The organism is Acinetobacter sp. A1 (assembly GCF_012371315.1).
GTDB lineage: Bacteria > Pseudomonadota > Gammaproteobacteria > Pseudomonadales > Moraxellaceae > Acinetobacter.
The window spans coordinates 1-14215 of record NZ_JAAZQY010000047.1; the positions used below are offsets into that span (position 1 = coordinate 1).

At 42.5% G+C, this 14215-nt stretch carries 15 protein-coding genes, 1 tRNA gene and 2 pseudogenes; 10 read left to right on the forward strand and 8 right to left on the reverse strand.

Going from position 1 to position 14215, the window contains the following annotated elements:
* The first annotated feature begins 146 nt into the window (after positions 1-146).
* Entirely contained in the window at positions 147-1049 is a 903-nt protein-coding gene (locus HHA41_RS12095) for a DMT family transporter (RefSeq protein WP_168461874.1), read from the forward strand.
* Between the two features lie 96 nt (positions 1050-1145).
* On the opposite strand, the gene HHA41_RS12100 is transcribed toward HHA41_RS12095, so the two are convergent.
* Genes HHA41_RS12100 through HHA41_RS12110 form a run of 3 tightly spaced genes read right to left on the reverse strand, consistent with a single transcriptional unit; the run spans position 1146 to position 3181 of the window.
* Positions 1146-1550, reverse strand: coding sequence for a hypothetical protein (locus tag HHA41_RS12100; RefSeq protein WP_168419391.1), 405 nt, complete (start codon positions 1548-1550; stop codon positions 1146-1148).
* A 40-nt stretch (positions 1551-1590) separates the two neighbouring features.
* Positions 1591-2220 (reverse strand): DUF1294 domain-containing protein, encoded by a 630-nt coding sequence (locus tag HHA41_RS12105; protein ID WP_168419390.1) that lies wholly within the window; start codon positions 2218-2220, stop codon positions 1591-1593.
* A gap of 10 nt (positions 2221-2230) precedes the next feature.
* Complete coding sequence (locus HHA41_RS12110) at positions 2231-3181, reverse strand: homoserine kinase (RefSeq protein WP_168461876.1); 951 nt, start codon at positions 3179-3181, stop codon at positions 2231-2233.
* 113 nt (positions 3182-3294) lie between these two features.
* Between HHA41_RS12110 and hisF the strand changes: the two genes are divergently transcribed.
* Complete coding sequence (gene hisF / locus HHA41_RS12115; RefSeq protein WP_168461878.1) at positions 3295-4053, forward strand: imidazole glycerol phosphate synthase subunit HisF; 759 nt, start codon at positions 3295-3297, stop codon at positions 4051-4053.
* Positions 4054-4408: 355 nt separating this feature from the next.
* Here hisF and HHA41_RS12120 read toward each other — a convergent pair whose 3' ends face one another.
* Entirely contained in the window at positions 4409-5023 is a 615-nt protein-coding gene (locus HHA41_RS12120; protein WP_168461880.1) for a sterol desaturase family protein, read from the reverse strand.
* A 123-nt stretch (positions 5024-5146) separates the two neighbouring features.
* On the opposite strand from HHA41_RS12120, the gene HHA41_RS12125 reads away from it, so the two are divergent.
* Entirely contained in the window at positions 5147-6148 is a 1002-nt protein-coding gene (locus tag HHA41_RS12125) for an AraC family transcriptional regulator (RefSeq protein WP_168419387.1), read from the forward strand.
* Positions 6149-6257: 109 nt separating this feature from the next.
* Positions 6258-6953 carry an aquaporin Z gene (gene aqpZ / locus HHA41_RS12130; RefSeq protein ID WP_168461890.1) on the forward strand — a complete coding sequence of 232 codons (696 nt, stop codon included), beginning with the start codon at positions 6258-6260 and terminating at the stop codon, positions 6951-6953.
* 108 nt (positions 6954-7061) lie between these two features.
* Here aqpZ and HHA41_RS12135 read toward each other — a convergent pair whose 3' ends face one another.
* Both HHA41_RS12135 and HHA41_RS12140 read right to left on the reverse strand, forming a co-directional pair.
* The gene (locus HHA41_RS12135; RefSeq protein ID WP_136143622.1) at positions 7062-7307 is read right to left on the reverse strand and encodes a hypothetical protein; all 246 of its coding nucleotides are present in this window, start codon (positions 7305-7307) and stop codon (positions 7062-7064) included.
* Positions 7308-7355: 48 nt separating this feature from the next.
* The gene (locus tag HHA41_RS12140) at positions 7356-8432 is read right to left on the reverse strand and encodes a DNA/RNA non-specific endonuclease (RefSeq protein WP_168461882.1); all 1077 of its coding nucleotides are present in this window, start codon (positions 8430-8432) and stop codon (positions 7356-7358) included.
* A gap of 311 nt (positions 8433-8743) precedes the next feature.
* Here HHA41_RS12140 and HHA41_RS12145 point away from each other — a divergent pair, with 311 nt between their 5' ends.
* Positions 8744-9340 (forward strand): hypothetical protein, encoded by a 597-nt coding sequence (locus HHA41_RS12145; RefSeq protein ID WP_168461884.1) that lies wholly within the window; start codon positions 8744-8746, stop codon positions 9338-9340.
* A 116-nt stretch (positions 9341-9456) separates the two neighbouring features.
* Here the strand turns inward: HHA41_RS12145 and HHA41_RS12150 are convergent, their stop codons facing one another.
* Entirely contained in the window at positions 9457-11337 is a 1881-nt protein-coding gene (locus tag HHA41_RS12150; protein WP_168419384.1) for a potassium transporter Kup, read from the reverse strand.
* Positions 11338-11456: 119 nt separating this feature from the next.
* On the opposite strand from HHA41_RS12150, the gene HHA41_RS12155 reads away from it, so the two are divergent.
* A tRNA-Ser gene (locus HHA41_RS12155) sits at positions 11457-11547 on the forward strand.
* 170 nt (positions 11548-11717) lie between these two features.
* Here the strand turns inward: HHA41_RS12155 and HHA41_RS12160 are convergent.
* On the reverse strand, positions 11718-12368 hold the full coding sequence (locus tag HHA41_RS12160; RefSeq protein ID WP_168419383.1) for a response regulator transcription factor: 651 nt from the start codon (positions 12366-12368) through the stop codon (positions 11718-11720).
* Between the two features lie 348 nt (positions 12369-12716).
* Here HHA41_RS12160 and HHA41_RS12165 point away from each other — a divergent pair.
* The 4 genes and pseudogenes from HHA41_RS12165 to HHA41_RS12180 form a co-directional block, all read left to right on the forward strand.
* Positions 12717-13142 (forward strand): annotated as a pseudogene (locus HHA41_RS12165) (ATP-binding cassette domain-containing protein); the annotation flags it as partial.
* Positions 13139-13327: pseudogene (locus HHA41_RS12170) on the forward strand (secretion protein HlyD); the annotation flags it as partial. The pseudogenes HHA41_RS12165 and HHA41_RS12170, both read left to right, overlap by 4 nt.
* A gap of 79 nt (positions 13328-13406) precedes the next feature.
* Positions 13407-14048 carry a hypothetical protein gene (locus HHA41_RS12175; protein WP_168461886.1) on the forward strand — a complete coding sequence of 214 codons (642 nt, stop codon included), beginning with the start codon at positions 13407-13409 and terminating at the stop codon, positions 14046-14048.
* The coding region (locus HHA41_RS12180; protein WP_168461888.1) for a MerR family transcriptional regulator at positions 14048-14215 on the forward strand (168 nt) is incomplete at its 3' end. The genes HHA41_RS12175 and HHA41_RS12180, both read left to right, overlap by 1 nt.

Genomic DNA, 14215 nt, shown 5'->3' on the forward strand with positions numbered 1-14215 from the left:
TCAGTCAAGTATTTCATTGCAAGTTTTTTTAAAATTTAATACCTAAATTGTATATGTTTGACTATATTTGTCAATATAATTATTTGATATCAATCACTCTTTTTTATTGATTTTTGCTCTTCCTCACCTATTCTTGATCCATTTCTATGCCTCATCTTACCCATACATTGCGTCATAAAGCACCTCAACTGGCGTTAATGTTCATCACGCTGATTTGGGGTGCGACCTTTATTACGGTGCAATATGGCTTGAATTTCAGCAGCCCAATTTTATTTGTGGCCTTACGTTTTGCTGCAGCAACTTTAGCCGTTGCACTGCTGTCATGGCGTAGTTTAAGTGCGATCAACCTATATGAAGTTTTTGCAGGTTTTACAATTGGTGCTGTGATTGCACTGGGTTATGCCACCCAAACCATAGGTTTACAAAGTATCAGCAGCAGTGAATCTGCATTTTTGACTGCGCTGTATGTCCCGCTTGTGCCGCTGCTGCTCTGGTTATGCTTTGGTCAGCGTCCGCATGTTATGACTTGGCTGGGCGCAGTCTTGGCTTTTATGGGACTGCTATTGCTCACAGGCAATGGCTTGAGTGCGCTGCAATTTAATTTTGGGCAAATCATGACGCTCATTGGCGCCATTGCGATTGCATTTGAAATTATTTTGATTGGTTATTTTGCCAAACGGGTCAATTTAAAACGTGTGACGCTGCTACAACTGGCTTTTGCTTCATTGCTGTGTTTTGCTGTTGCACCTTGGCTAGGTGAAACGCAACTGCCTGAATTTCGGCTGCCCTTGGTTGTGGTTTTACTGGGTTTGGGGATGGCCAGTGCCCTGATTCAATGGGTGATGAACTGGGCACAACGTCAGGTAGACCCTGCGCAAGCCGCCATTATTTATGCAGGTGAACCGGTGTGGGCAGCCCTGATTGGGCGTTTAGCAGGAGAACGTTTACCCATTCTGGCATTATTTGGTGGGCTTTTGGTTGTTTTAGGCGTATTCATCAGTGAATGGCGGCCTAAACTTTTTAAATCTAAAACTAAACCCCAAACCTAAACCTGAACATAAACCATGCCTTAAAACACTTGATACAGGCATCCCGACAGCCCGACCTTTGCAGCGCTGTTGTGATTTAAAATAAGTGTAGGATTTTTAATGGTACATCGGCAGATTATCATTCACCCGAATTAAACCACGAATGGCACGATAAACAATCCATAACCATGACAGCCCCACCACGCTGATACAAAACAGGGTGGCAAACAGTGTCATACTGGCAAAGCCTTGTACATCCTGACTGAACAGCACAAAAACAAAGGGAATGAATGCCACGATATTCCAGACCAAATACCACCAAAAGCTACGAATTTGCCAAGTAAAATGACTGGCAAAAATTGAACCTTGCACATCACCACGTTTTAAATAATTGATGATTAAAGCAATAACAGCCAATATCCCCGCTGAAAAAATTGCCACGATATACAACACATATAAAATCATGGTCAATAAACGATGTGGGTCTTGATCGACTGTGTATGGATGGACTGAATCTGACATGGTGCTCCTGACTCGTCTGTTAGGGAAACAACACCCTCAACTAGATATTCAACTGATTAAAAGGTGAAATAAACCATAAAATCAGTAAGATATTTAAGAAAATTGTACAAAAATAAATCTTACCAAAGGGTTGTTTTTGTGTTTTATGGCGTAATTTTTGTTGTGCCAACCATGCCGCAGGCCAGCCCCCTAAAAAAGCGACGATATGCAAATTATTTTCAGGAATACGGCGCCCGCCCCGCTGTGCAGCTTCTTTATCTTGTGCATACAGCCAATAACTCAGAGCATTCATCAAACTGATGAATAATAACAACATCCCACTCAGTAGCCCCAACATGGTCAACAAAGCCAAAACAACAATATAGGCCACACATAGCATCTGCATGGGCTGCATTTTTTGTGTGCTGTTGGATGTTTTGGCTTTCGCAGAAGATGCCGCTGTTGCTTTGGTCTGTGTAGCTTTTAAATAAACGGCTTGCTGCGCTCGATAACGACCACGTTCATCTACCGTTACGGTATATTCCAAAGCACAACCAACAATGGGACGTGGCCCCTGACGAGCAAAATCCTTAATGTGTAAAAACACCCGATCTTTCTGGCGGTCATTTGGCTGAATAAAACCGTAACCCTGCTCATCAAACCACTCTACTAAACGTCCTTGATCACGCATCTCTGTATCCTTAAGCCGTCACAAACTTTAAGCGTTCAATCAGCATATTCCGCATTTCATTCGGATTTTTTTGCAAAATATCAGCTCCTGTACGGCCTTCTGCAGCATTTTTAGCTGCCACCTGTAAACGCATTAACCAAAAACGCCCCGCTGCCATTGCCAAATATAATTCTAAACAGGCTTTTTCATCCTGAGTTAAAGGGCGCACGCTTTCATAGGCATTTAAAAATGCAATCGCTTTGCTTTCATTTAAACTCAGTTCAGGAAAGTCAGTACAAAAATCATTCAGGGTAATTGCAATATCAAACAGCAATTCATCCTGATTTAATTCGTAAAAATCTAAAATGCCTTGCAATTGATCGTCTGCAAACAAGGTATTGTCACGGAACAAGTCTGAGTGGATAAAGCCTTTGGGACGCTGCGGATAGACTGCGGTCAAGGCCTCATACAGTCCGAGTAGCTTGGAAAGTAAGGCTTGATCTGCCACATTCAGACTCGGTTTTAATTGGCGTGCAACACTGGCCCAATAAGCATGGTCACGCACATGATCACGCTGCAAGCTAAAGTCCTGCAAAGCCACATGCATTTTTGCCTGAGCAATGGCAATCGCTGCAACTTGTGCTTCGCTTGCTATGGTCGGGTGCTGTCCAATCAAACGCGGTGCAATTTGCGCAGGTTTATCTTTTAAACGATGAATGGCTTGTCCTGAGTGTGACAAAGGCACCGCCACAGGCAAACCTGTTTGCCCCAAATGCTGCAATACAGGAATTAACTCAGCCGCTGCCTGTTGGTCGAGTTCTTCAAAAATGGTCAGCACGTACTCGCTTTGATTGTCGCAACGCAAAAAATAATTGGTGTTTTGAATACCACCTTGAATAGGAATCAGCGCCAAGACCTCCAATCCATAGGCTGCTGCAAAGACCTGAACTTCCTTTAAAGTCAAAGGAGTATAAACCGACATAGAAAACCTGCGAAAAACCTGAGCTAAGTTTGATAGAATACCCGCTCCATCTACCAAGGTGTAGCGCTTGTGTGGGTGAGTTTCATAATCGGCTGTAATAATTGGAAAAATTTATGCTAGCGAAACGTATTATTCCTTGCCTAGACGTAGATAATGGTCGCGTGGTCAAGGGCGTGCAATTCCTTGATATTCGTGATGCGGGCGACCCTGTAGAAGTGGCGCGTCGTTATAATGAACAAGGTGCCGATGAAATCACCTTTTTAGACATTACCGCTACCCATCATGGTCGTGATACCACTTACCGTACTGTAGAGCGTATGGCAGAAACCGTGTTCGTTCCTCTGACCGTAGGTGGTGGCGTGCGCAAGGTTGAAGACATTCGCCTGTTATTGAACGCAGGTGCAGATAAAGTCAGCATTAACTCTGCAGCCGTGTTTAACCCAGAATTTGTACAGGAAGCCTCACAGCGTTTTGGCGCACAATGTATTGTGGTTGCTATTGATGCGAAAAAAACGGGTGATAACAAATGGGAAATTTTCACCCACGGTGGTCGTAAACCCACTGGTATTGACGCAATTGAATGGGCTGTAAAAATGGCAGACTACGGCGCAGGTGAGTTGCTGGTCACCTCAATGGATGCCGATGGCACCAAAGCAGGCTATGACTTGGCACTCATGCGTGCCATCAATGACCGTGTGACGGTACCTACCATTGCTTCTGGCGGTGTAGGCAATTTACAACACTTGGCCGATGGAATTCTAAAAGGCGGTGCCGATGCGGTACTGGCCGCCTCAATTTTCCACTTTGGTCAGCACACCATTCCTGAAGCCAAACAATATTTGGCAGCACAAGGCATTGAAATACGTTTGTAAAATCATAGTGCAAACGAACTGTGAAAAGTGCAATCTGAGGATTGCACTTTTTTTAGCCTAAAACTGAAGTCAACGTAAAATTTAGGCAGAAAAAAAGGAATCCGAAGACTCCTATCAACTCAAAAAACCACAGCGCTGAGGTTCTTTTATCTTTTTAAATAGACTTATAAAAAAATAATCAACAAAATCAATTCATCATCACACAATATTCAACCGAAACATCCGTGGATATTTCACTGCACACAATATACGCAGAGCTTTAGCCGAAATATTGACCAAAAACACCAAAAATATTGACCATTTGCGACAAGACTTGCCCAGTTGTCAGTACAAACCGTCATTTATCGTAATACAGTTAAGATACCTGCTCTGCCACAGCTACTTTTTTCTCGACCCATTTGGCAGGAAAATATGCAGCAGACAAACGGTTTAAACCCTGTGCAATCACCCGAGGTAAGGCAATGCCTAGCGGATTTTGCTCCTGTAAGGCAGGCGTTGAAATGACTCGCGTTCCTAAAAGATAATCAAACCAAGGCTTAGTCACACACCAGTTCGCATCCTGATTGCTGTTCATGTGATGGTCATAATGCCACGGAATTTTTTTAACTGCCCACTCTGGCTCTAAATGCGCACGACGATGAATATAATAATAATTTGCTGCACTATATAGCGCAGCCAAGCTCATGCCCTTAGAGATCGGATAGAACACACCACTGGCGACTGTAGCCACCACAGCCAAAGATACAATTTCATTTTTAGTACGCCAGTTACTGATGCCTTCAACATAGCCATGATCATGAAAACTGGTTTTACGCACTTCACGATGGTGCTCCCAATGCGATTTCATACTCTCAGGCACTGGGCTATAACGGCGCTGCCCCGGGCGATGTGTTCCGTGCAAAATATATTTATGTGCCACCCATTCAAAACCATTGGCAACCACCAAACCTACCACAAATCCTTTTAACATCAGCTCGCCTCCCTGCCTGTACGATTTGACCGCTATGTTCACTATAGGTGCAGTAGTAGACTAGATCTTGACCAAAGAAATTTATATCATTGACAAATGACGACAAAAATAAATTGATAACACATGCAACAATTCAAAGAATATACAGGCTCGGTCTATGGCGGCTTAGGGCATTTATTAATGTGCTATTACCAAGCAAAACAACTGCCTATTCCAGAAAAATTACATAGTATTCAAAATCTTGAACGCTTTGATTATGCGCTTTGGCGTGAATTGCTTAACACCTTAGAGCAGCAGTTACCGCAACCTGCCTTGGGCCTGGAAATTGCCAAATATGTGCAGCCCAAACATTTGGGCATCATTGCCTATTTAGCCCTGTCCTGTGACCATTTGGGCGAGGCACTACAACGTTACCATGATTTTCATCGGCTGATTTATGATGGCGGCCCGTTGCAGGTCGAAGCACAAAACGATTATTTATCTATCCGTTGGTCGGAATTGCCTGTGCATATGACCACACAACTGACCGATGAGATCGCAATTGCTTTAATGATGGAATTTCTTAAGCATTTTATGCAGTTTGAGGACATTTGCCTGCACGAAGTGCATTTTCATCATCCCGCACCTAAAAACATTGCGCTGTATGAACAGTATTTTCATTGCAAAGTGCGTTTTTCTCAGCCAATTACCCAAGTGTTACTGCCCATTTCCGAGTTGGCAAAACCCTTTCATCAGGGCGATCAAACCTTACAGCATCTATTGCTGCAACAGGCGCAGGCCTTGCTAGATAAATTGCCAAATAGCACCCAGACCGATCAGCGCCTGCAGCAAGCCATTTTGACGGGTCTGCAAAAAAATATGTATCAAATTGAACATATTGCCCAACAATTGCATATTTCTGTACGTCAATTACAGCGCCATTTACAACAGCAAGGCACGACTTATCAAAAGCGTATGCAGGAAGTACGATGTTTACTGGCAGAACAGTATTTGCAAGACCCGCATTTAAGTTTGCAGGAAATTGCTCTGCTCTTGGGTTATTCAGAACAGAGTGCTTTTCAGCGCGCCTTTAAACAATGGACACAGCACACCCCTCAACAATGGCGCTTGCAGCGCCGTGTATAATTTATCCTTTCTACTCAAATTTATGATAAATTCATCACACTATTGTTATAAAATGCGATTAGTTTAATTTAAGTTAAATCAATTTAACTCAAAAAATAAGCACTGGAGAATCAAATTAAATAAATATTTCGCGGAGCTGATTGGGACCTTCTGGCTGGTCTTCGGTGGCTGTGGTAGTGCGGTATTGGCGGCAGCTTTCCCTGAATTGGGCATTGGTTTTGTAAGTGTATCACTTGCTTTCGGTTTGACCGTTTTAACAGCAGCCTATGCGCTTGGTCATATTTCAGGTGGACACTTTAACCCTGCGGTCAGTATTGGTTTATGGGCAGGCGGTCGTTTTGAAGCCAAAGAACTGGCGCCTTATATTATTTCGCAAATTATTGGTGCAACGCTAGCGGCATTGGTGCTGTATCTGATTGTTCAAGGTCAAGCAGGCTTTGCAGGTACAGGTGGTTTCGCAACCAACGGCTATGGAGATTTATCTCCTGGTAAATACGCACTTAGCTCAGTTTTAATGATTGAAGTTGTACTCACTGCAGGTTTCTTGATGATTATTATGGGTGCAACTGACAAACGTGCGCCTGCAGGTTTTGCCCCAATTGCAATTGGTTTGGCACTGACCTTAATCCACCTGATCAGTATTCCTGTGACCAATACATCTGTTAACCCTGCACGTAGTACAGGTGTAGCCTTCTTTGCAGAAACTGCAGCACTGAGCCAGCTTTGGGCTTTCTGGGTCGCTCCAATTGTCGGTGCGGTGATTGGTGCGGTGTTGTATCGAGCTATGGCTAAAACTGAAGACTAATTCAAAACTTTGCATTTGAATGATTCAAAATAAAAAGCCCGCGCTGTAAAGTGGCGGGCTTTTTTATATCTTGCTGCTTGGAAGCTCAATCCGTTTAAATTTTATCCATCATAAGAATGGATTTTCAATTTCACCCGCTTCGGGACGTTCCAGTTTTTCAGGTAAGTTTGGGCATTGCTCCAATGCTGCCACGACCTCATTAATCATAGCTTGCAAGGCTTTAGCTGCCTGTAACCCTGCCTGATCCTTACTGATTTGCAAATTGCCATAGACATTGATGCAATCGAGATCATTTTCTAAGGTTAGATCATAAATGGCGTGTGATTCAGTGCCATTTTGAAACGGTTTAAACATTGAATTCACCTGAGCGTGAAGGGGCCATACTTTGCATCTTAACCCAGTTTAAGATTTCAACAACTGTAAAATATATTGCAACAGTGCTTCAATCAACTGCTTCACAATTGCATCTTGGGTTTCTGTGTCAATACTGGCACCTGAAGCAGGACTGCTGCCTGAGCGTTTAAATTCGGTCTGTAAAGCTTGTAACTGCTCGGTAGGCACCTCTTCAGCACATTGGCTTTCTGCATCCCAATGCGAATATGCAATTGGCGTATTGGCTTTGACAGCATTCGCGGTCAGTGGCAATTTGTAAGTATTTCGCTTTTGCTCTTCGCTTAATTGTGGGAATAAATTGATGCCCAACTGTTCTTCTAAATAGCAGACACTGACCACTTTCACCTGTAGTGAGTCATTATTCGGTGCGTAATACGCCCCAATTGCTCCAGTTTTCGGCATATACACGGCTTTATATACTGCAGTCGGCACAATCACACCCTGCCCAATCGTTTTTAGACGTTTGGTATTGAAGCTTGGCCCTGTAATCACATACACATCTTGCTTTTGTTTGGTCACCATTGCACGGGTGGCTTCTTCAAGTTCACGCCAGACTTGCTGATTATTTTTAGGTGCTTGCGGCACAATATTGGCCAGAGAAAAACTATCAAACTGCGCGGCCAAATTGGTCATATCTGCATTTGGCGCCATGTGACCACGGTCATAGCCCGAACCACGATAATCCTGTAACGTCGCACGGTGTTCTGCCTTAACCCGTGGTTCTTCATGAAAATTATCTTCACGTGGAATACGCTGATTAAAACGTGCAGGGGTTAATGCTTCAGCCACCCATAACGGCGTTTTGGATACACCTGAATACATCACACTAAAATCATTAAAACATAGCGGATAACTGTCTTTTTGCAGGCTAGCTTTCAGTAAATATGGCGATACTTCCCGATAAAACGGAGTCAGGCATGCACCGTTGCCTGTACTTGGAATCAGCGACATCCACTGACTTACTTTTTCCTGACCAAAGGCAATCGCGAAGCTGCCTGTTGCCACAACACCCAGCAGTACTTTTAAACTATTTTGATTGAAAATTTGAGTCCAATGTTTTTTGGAATTGCGCCGTTTTCTTGCCATAACCCTTACTGTAACTTCGCTCTAGATCCGCAGAGGATGCTCGAGCTTAACAATCCACTTACAGCTTGTATATGAAGTCACTCTTGTTCGTTTAACAATTAAACAAAAGCCCGCATATAACCCTACAAAAGCCCCACACAGCCTGAGTTTTAGGCAAGTTTGACATCAGTCTGAGGTAGTTTTAGTAGGTTTGATTGCATCACTTTTAGCAAATCTGCCAAGCTCATGCCACCCAAAATACAGCAAATACCGCCACTATTTTTTTAAGCGGTATGCGTAATGATTTAAAAATAGTTTTGATGGAGTCAAACATGCGTTTTCATCTTTTTGCTTTCGGTTTAGCCAGTTCCTTGATGAGTATTTCTGCCTTTGCAGAGCCACCCATTCAGGCAGGCGATACTTTAGAAAGCCTGTCTAAGGTCAAAATTCAGACCAGTATTAATGGGCAAGTAGGCTCTTTAGAGGAATTGGTAGCCAGTGGGCAAATCCGTATTGTGCAAAATGCTGAACCCCAAGCTGTGACGCATACTGAAAATACGCCACCGATGGCTGCACTCCCGAACGCAGTTGATCAAGAGATGATTGCACAGCCTGAGGCTTCTGTGCCTGCTTCTGCCAGTACCGAAACAGCTATACAACATGCCACACAAGCAGAACACGTGAGTGAGCAACACACAGCTACGCCATCTGTGCCGTTACTGTCTTCTTCGGCAGATTTACCAATTAATGCAGGTGATGATTTAGAGATCAGCACAGAAACTTTACAGACACCAGCTCAAGCGACAGCAACCAACATGCCTGAACATGCTGCGGCCAATATGCCAAGTGAATCTATACCTGAAACAGTTGCCCCTGCAGCACAGGATACAGATGTAAATGCCGAGCAACCGAACTCTACAGAACAATAATATTGCTGTCTTCAATATCGACATCTTCCCAATTTTTTGATTTGAAAGATCAGAAAATTGTAAAAATAAAAAACCAGCACATGAGGTGCTGGTTTTTAGCCTTGCATGAGTCAAATTTAAATCTCGATTTGACTGCCCAATTCAACCACACGGTTGGTTGGAATTTGATAAAAATCACTTACAGGACTGGTATTACGCTGCATAGAAATAAACAGTTTTTCACGCCATGGTGACATACCATCACCCACGGTATGCACAATACGATCTCGCGAAATAAAGAAGCTCATTTGCATCATATCAAACTCAAATTCGAGCTGGTTGTAAGCTTGTTTTAAAGCACGCGGAATATTCGGCTGATCTTTAAAACCGTAATACATACTAATCCGATAGAAACGATCATCCAGCTTTTCGACCTGAATCCGATCTTGCTGTGCCACAAATGGAATATCGCGAGTAATCACCGTCACCATGATATTACGTTCATGCAGCACCTTATTGTGCTTAATATTGTGCAACATGGCATGCGGTACAATGTTTGGCGTACCTGTCAGGAAAATCGCATCTCCTGGTACAAATTTGGTTTCATTACCCATGCTGACACTTTGAATAAACAGATCAATCGGCAAGGCATCTTTTTCCAAACGCTTAATGACTAAGGCACGACCATCTTTCCAAGTCATCAAGATGGTAAACATGACTGCACCAATTAAGATTGGGACCCATCCCCCTGCGACAATTTTGAGCGAAGTTGACGCCACAAAAATTAAGTCCAACGTTAAAAATGGCACCGCAAACAGGGCAACTTTCCACATAGGCCAGCGCCAAAAACCATAGGCCAAAATTGAAATTAAAATCGTGCCGCAAAGCATGGTCATGGTCACGGCCACACCATAGGCACTGGCTAAATTGGCACTGTTTTCAAATAGCAAAATTAAAATCAGCACCGAAATAAATAAGGCCCAGTTAATAAATGGCAAATAAATTTGCCCACGCTCTACATCGGAGGTGTGGCGTACCGTCAGGCGAGGTAAATAACGCAATTGAATGGCCTGATTGACCATTGAAAAAACACCTGTGATCACAGCTTGAGACGCAATGACAGCCGCAGCTGTAGCGAGCCCAATCATCGGGTATAGACCCCATTCTGGTACTAGCATATAAAATGGGTTTTCAATGGCTTCTGGGTTACGCAATAAAAGCGCACCTTGTCCTGCATAATTCAGTAATAGACAAGGCAAGACAATGACAAACCAAGCTAGACGAATTGGCATGCGACCAAAATGCCCCATATCGGCATACAGCGCTTCACCACCAGTCATGGTCAGAATCACAGCACCCATGGTTAAAAATGCCACAAAGGGTTGTTGTACCACAAAGTTAAAGGCCCAATGTGGGCTTATCATGGCCAATACAAATGGGGTTTGGATGATGCTGAGCAAGCCTGCACCACCAATCGCAAAAAACCACAACAACGTTAAAGGGCCAAAAAATTTGCCCATGGTGCCTGTACCATGACGCTGCACCATGAATAATCCCGCTAAAATACCAATCGAGAGTGGTACTAACCATTGGTTAAATACAGGCGTGGCAATGCTCAGCCCTTCTATGGCAGACAGCACGGAAATTGCGGGAGTGATAATGCCATCGCCAAAGAACAGGGATGCACCAATAAAGCCAAGTGCAATCAGGAAGATTTTTTTATCTTCAGCAATGCGGGTTGTTCGCAGGTTCAATGCCAGTAACGACATAATCCCACCCTCACCATTGTTATCGGCACGCATAATAACGGTGACGTATTTAAAGCTAATGGTGAGCATCATGCACCAGAAAATCAGGGATAAAATTCCTAAAACACTGGCTTGGGTAATTGCAAGATGAGCCGTTAAAAAAGTTTGTCGGAAGGCGTAAAGCGGACTGGTTCCAATGTCCCCAAATACAACTCCGAGTGCAGCCAAAGTAACAACGGGTAAAGCTGCTTTTTTTGCAGTACTTTGCATAGGTGTCTTCAATTTAGACGGTATTTTTGAGAATCATAGCACTACGTTATAAGTTTTTCTCTAAATCAAATGTTTCAACTTGGCTTTATGCTATTTTTTGGTTATTATCCACCGCCTATGGTGAGGTGTCCGAGTGGCTGAAGGAGCACGCCTGGAAAGTGTGTATACGTTAATAGCGTATCGAGGGTTCGAATCCCTCTCTCACCGCCAAATTTCATTATCATGTAGTCACATGATGTCTTAGAAGGCTTAAATCCAAAGGGTTTAGGCTTTTTTTATGGCCAATATAAGGTGAGTAGCGATCATCACCCAATAAAAAACCGCTGTTCAATCTTCAAGATCAATACAGCGGCTATTAAAATCAATCTTTTACAGATCAATCACATTTTCTTTTCTTCAATATTTAAAGCATTAATTGCCAAAACTGCCTGAGTACGATTTTGCACACCCAATTTACGGAAAATAGCCGTTACATGCGCTTTAATGGTAGCTTCAGAAACATCTAACTCATAGGCAATTTGCTTGTTCAATAAGCCTTCTGCCACCATCATCAATACACGGAATTGTTGCGGAGTTAAAGATTGAATGCGTTCGGCCAAAGCGGTTTCATCTGCAGCACGAGGGTCAAAACTTACGTTGGCAGCCAAGTTTGGTGGTAACCAAATTTCACCTTCCAGTACCTGACGAATAGCTTCTCCAATATGGCTTGGATGTGCCGATTTTGGAATATAGCCCATTGCACCATGCGCAATAGAACGCTGAATAATCGATGCTTCTTCGTGAGCAGACACCACAATAATCGGGATAGATGGATATTGCGCACGTACATGCACTAAAGCAGAAAAGCCCGATGCACCTGGCAAATTCAAATCTAATAAAACAAGATCAGGCTCAGGCCCATTTTCCAAACGCTCATACAATTCATTCACTGCAGCAGTTTCATGAATTTGAGCTTGCGGTAAGCTATAACGAACCGCCTGAATTAAGGCATGACGAAACAGCGGATGATCATCAACGATTAATATATTCATAACAGACGTGAGAGATCTTGTGCACAGTTCTTCTATTCTAACCACACAAGTACAATGAAGGATATGCAAGATATGACTTTTTTGCATTTATTGTGCAAGAAATCACAGAAAAGTGTGTATTTTTTATGACATCCCCTGTCAACACGTCTCGAATATACAACAAGACGATGGTCTAACTACATTGAATCCAATAGTTATGCACACGTTTCAAAAAATTATCCACAGCCATAATCAATTCATATTGCAGCGGATAAGATAAATTCAAATAAAGACTTTCAAAAAGCTATTCGATAGAGCAACAAACCTACCTTTTAAAAAATATTAATTTCAGTGATAAACCCTAAGGCGGGTGCGCCTTTGGCCAGTGATGATGATCTGTTACATGTGCTTAAAATCACAGGGGCGCTCCAGTTTGTGCAAGACAAAAAAGAAGGACTGGATCATGTCATTTTAGAAGGTGGCATTGGCTTTTCAGGTGGGCAACATCAAGCCTTATTACTTGCACGCTTATTAATTCGCCAACCGAATATTTTGCTGCTGGATGAACCTACCGCTGCAATTGATGATATTTCCGAAAAACAATTGATTGAGCATTTAAAAGGCTGGCTAGGACAACGTACTTTGGTGATTGCGATCCATCGTCGGGCGGTTTTGGAATTGGTAGATCGAATTATTGTCATGAATGATGGAAAAATTGTCATGGATGGGCCACGTGATCAGGTCTTAAGTCAATCTCAGATAAAAGCTAGCCCTGCGTCGGGAGTAAAAGCATGAGCGAAAAAGAACTTAACCCTCAGCGAGTGATGAAACTGACCGATCTTGAACCTGAATTACCTAAATCCAGCGTTTTTATCTGGCTGATTTGTATTGGTTTACTGGTCTTCCTGGTTTGGGCATGGGTGTTTAAACTTGAAGAAGTCACAACGGGTACAGGCAAGGTCATTCCTTCATCTAAAGAGTGATTGATATCAAATAACTATATTGACAAATATAGTCAAACACATACAATTTAGGTATTAAATTTTAAAAAAACTTGCAATGAAATACTTGACTGAAAGCTTAAAGAAAGTAGAGCAAGACCTTGCTTATTTTGTATCCCCTGAAAATAAAGATGGGTTTATTAAGGAATTTGCATCATGGGTCTATGGTGAGTGGTCAAAGAATGATTTCTATGAAACCGATATTGTAGATTTAGGCTATGATTGTTCTTCGCACCCTAAAAAAACAAATCAATCGCTCTCCGATAAATGCTCTACCTATGCTGATTTCATTAATGCAAATACAGGCTTTTCTGAATGTACTCACGTTTCAGGACAGGGTATGCGCTGTCAAGAATATGAGGAAAAATTATTAGAGATTTTTGGTGATGCTTGCGCTAAAAAACTAGATGATTTAGTAGAGCCATATCAACTAGAAGTGCCTGAAAAATACAAAAAATTTGCAGAAAATATTAGTGAACTAATTTTTCTTGAAGTTGTTGACCATCATGAGGATTCAGAACTTTATGAGGTTTGTGACGATATTTTATTAAAATATAATCAGCTAGGAGTCGCATCATCCCCTTATACATGCCCTATCTGTGGATGGGATGAAGACAATGATCTAGCCATATATTGTGATGAATCCATATTTAAAGACTATACACTTGAGGATTTCAAGAAGTTAGCGGAGATTGATTAATGTATTCTCCTGCTAAATTCGGTGAAATGATTGGGAAGTCGGTTAAAACTCTACAAAGATGGGATGCCGAAGGTATTTTGGTTGCATGTCGAAATCCTAAAAATCGCAGATACTACACGCACGATCAATACCTTGAATATATCGGTATAAAAGCAACGGAAGCTAAA

Bases quoted from the DNA above. Each gene is read 5' to 3' on its own strand.
- HHA41_RS12095 (WP_168461874.1), top strand. From the start codon at position 147: ATGCCTCATCTTACCCATACATTGCGTCATAAAGCACCTCAACTGGCG.
- HHA41_RS12100 (WP_168419391.1), bottom strand. From the start codon at position 1,550: ATGTCAGATTCAGTCCATCCATACACAGTCGATCAAGACCCACATCGT.
- HHA41_RS12105 (WP_168419390.1), bottom strand. From the start codon at position 2,220: ATGCGTGATCAAGGACGTTTAGTAGAGTGGTTTGATGAGCAGGGTTAC.
- HHA41_RS12110 (WP_168461876.1), bottom strand. From the start codon at position 3,181: ATGTCGGTTTATACTCCTTTGACTTTAAAGGAAGTTCAGGTCTTTGCA.
- hisF (WP_168461878.1), top strand. From the start codon at position 3,295: ATGCTAGCGAAACGTATTATTCCTTGCCTAGACGTAGATAATGGTCGC.
- HHA41_RS12120 (WP_168461880.1), bottom strand. From the start codon at position 5,023: ATGTTAAAAGGATTTGTGGTAGGTTTGGTGGTTGCCAATGGTTTTGAA.
- HHA41_RS12125 (WP_168419387.1), top strand. From the start codon at position 5,147: ATGCAACAATTCAAAGAATATACAGGCTCGGTCTATGGCGGCTTAGGG.
- HHA41_RS12135 (WP_136143622.1), bottom strand. From the start codon at position 7,307: ATGTTTAAACCGTTTCAAAATGGCACTGAATCACACGCCATTTATGAT.
- HHA41_RS12140 (WP_168461882.1), bottom strand. From the start codon at position 8,432: ATGGCAAGAAAACGGCGCAATTCCAAAAAACATTGGACTCAAATTTTC.
- HHA41_RS12145 (WP_168461884.1), top strand. From the start codon at position 8,744: ATGCGTTTTCATCTTTTTGCTTTCGGTTTAGCCAGTTCCTTGATGAGT.
- HHA41_RS12150 (WP_168419384.1), bottom strand. From the start codon at position 11,337: ATGCAAAGTACTGCAAAAAAAGCAGCTTTACCCGTTGTTACTTTGGCT.
- HHA41_RS12160 (WP_168419383.1), bottom strand. From the start codon at position 12,368: ATGAATATATTAATCGTTGATGATCATCCGCTGTTTCGTCATGCCTTA.
- HHA41_RS12175 (WP_168461886.1), top strand. From the start codon at position 13,407: ATGAAATACTTGACTGAAAGCTTAAAGAAAGTAGAGCAAGACCTTGCT.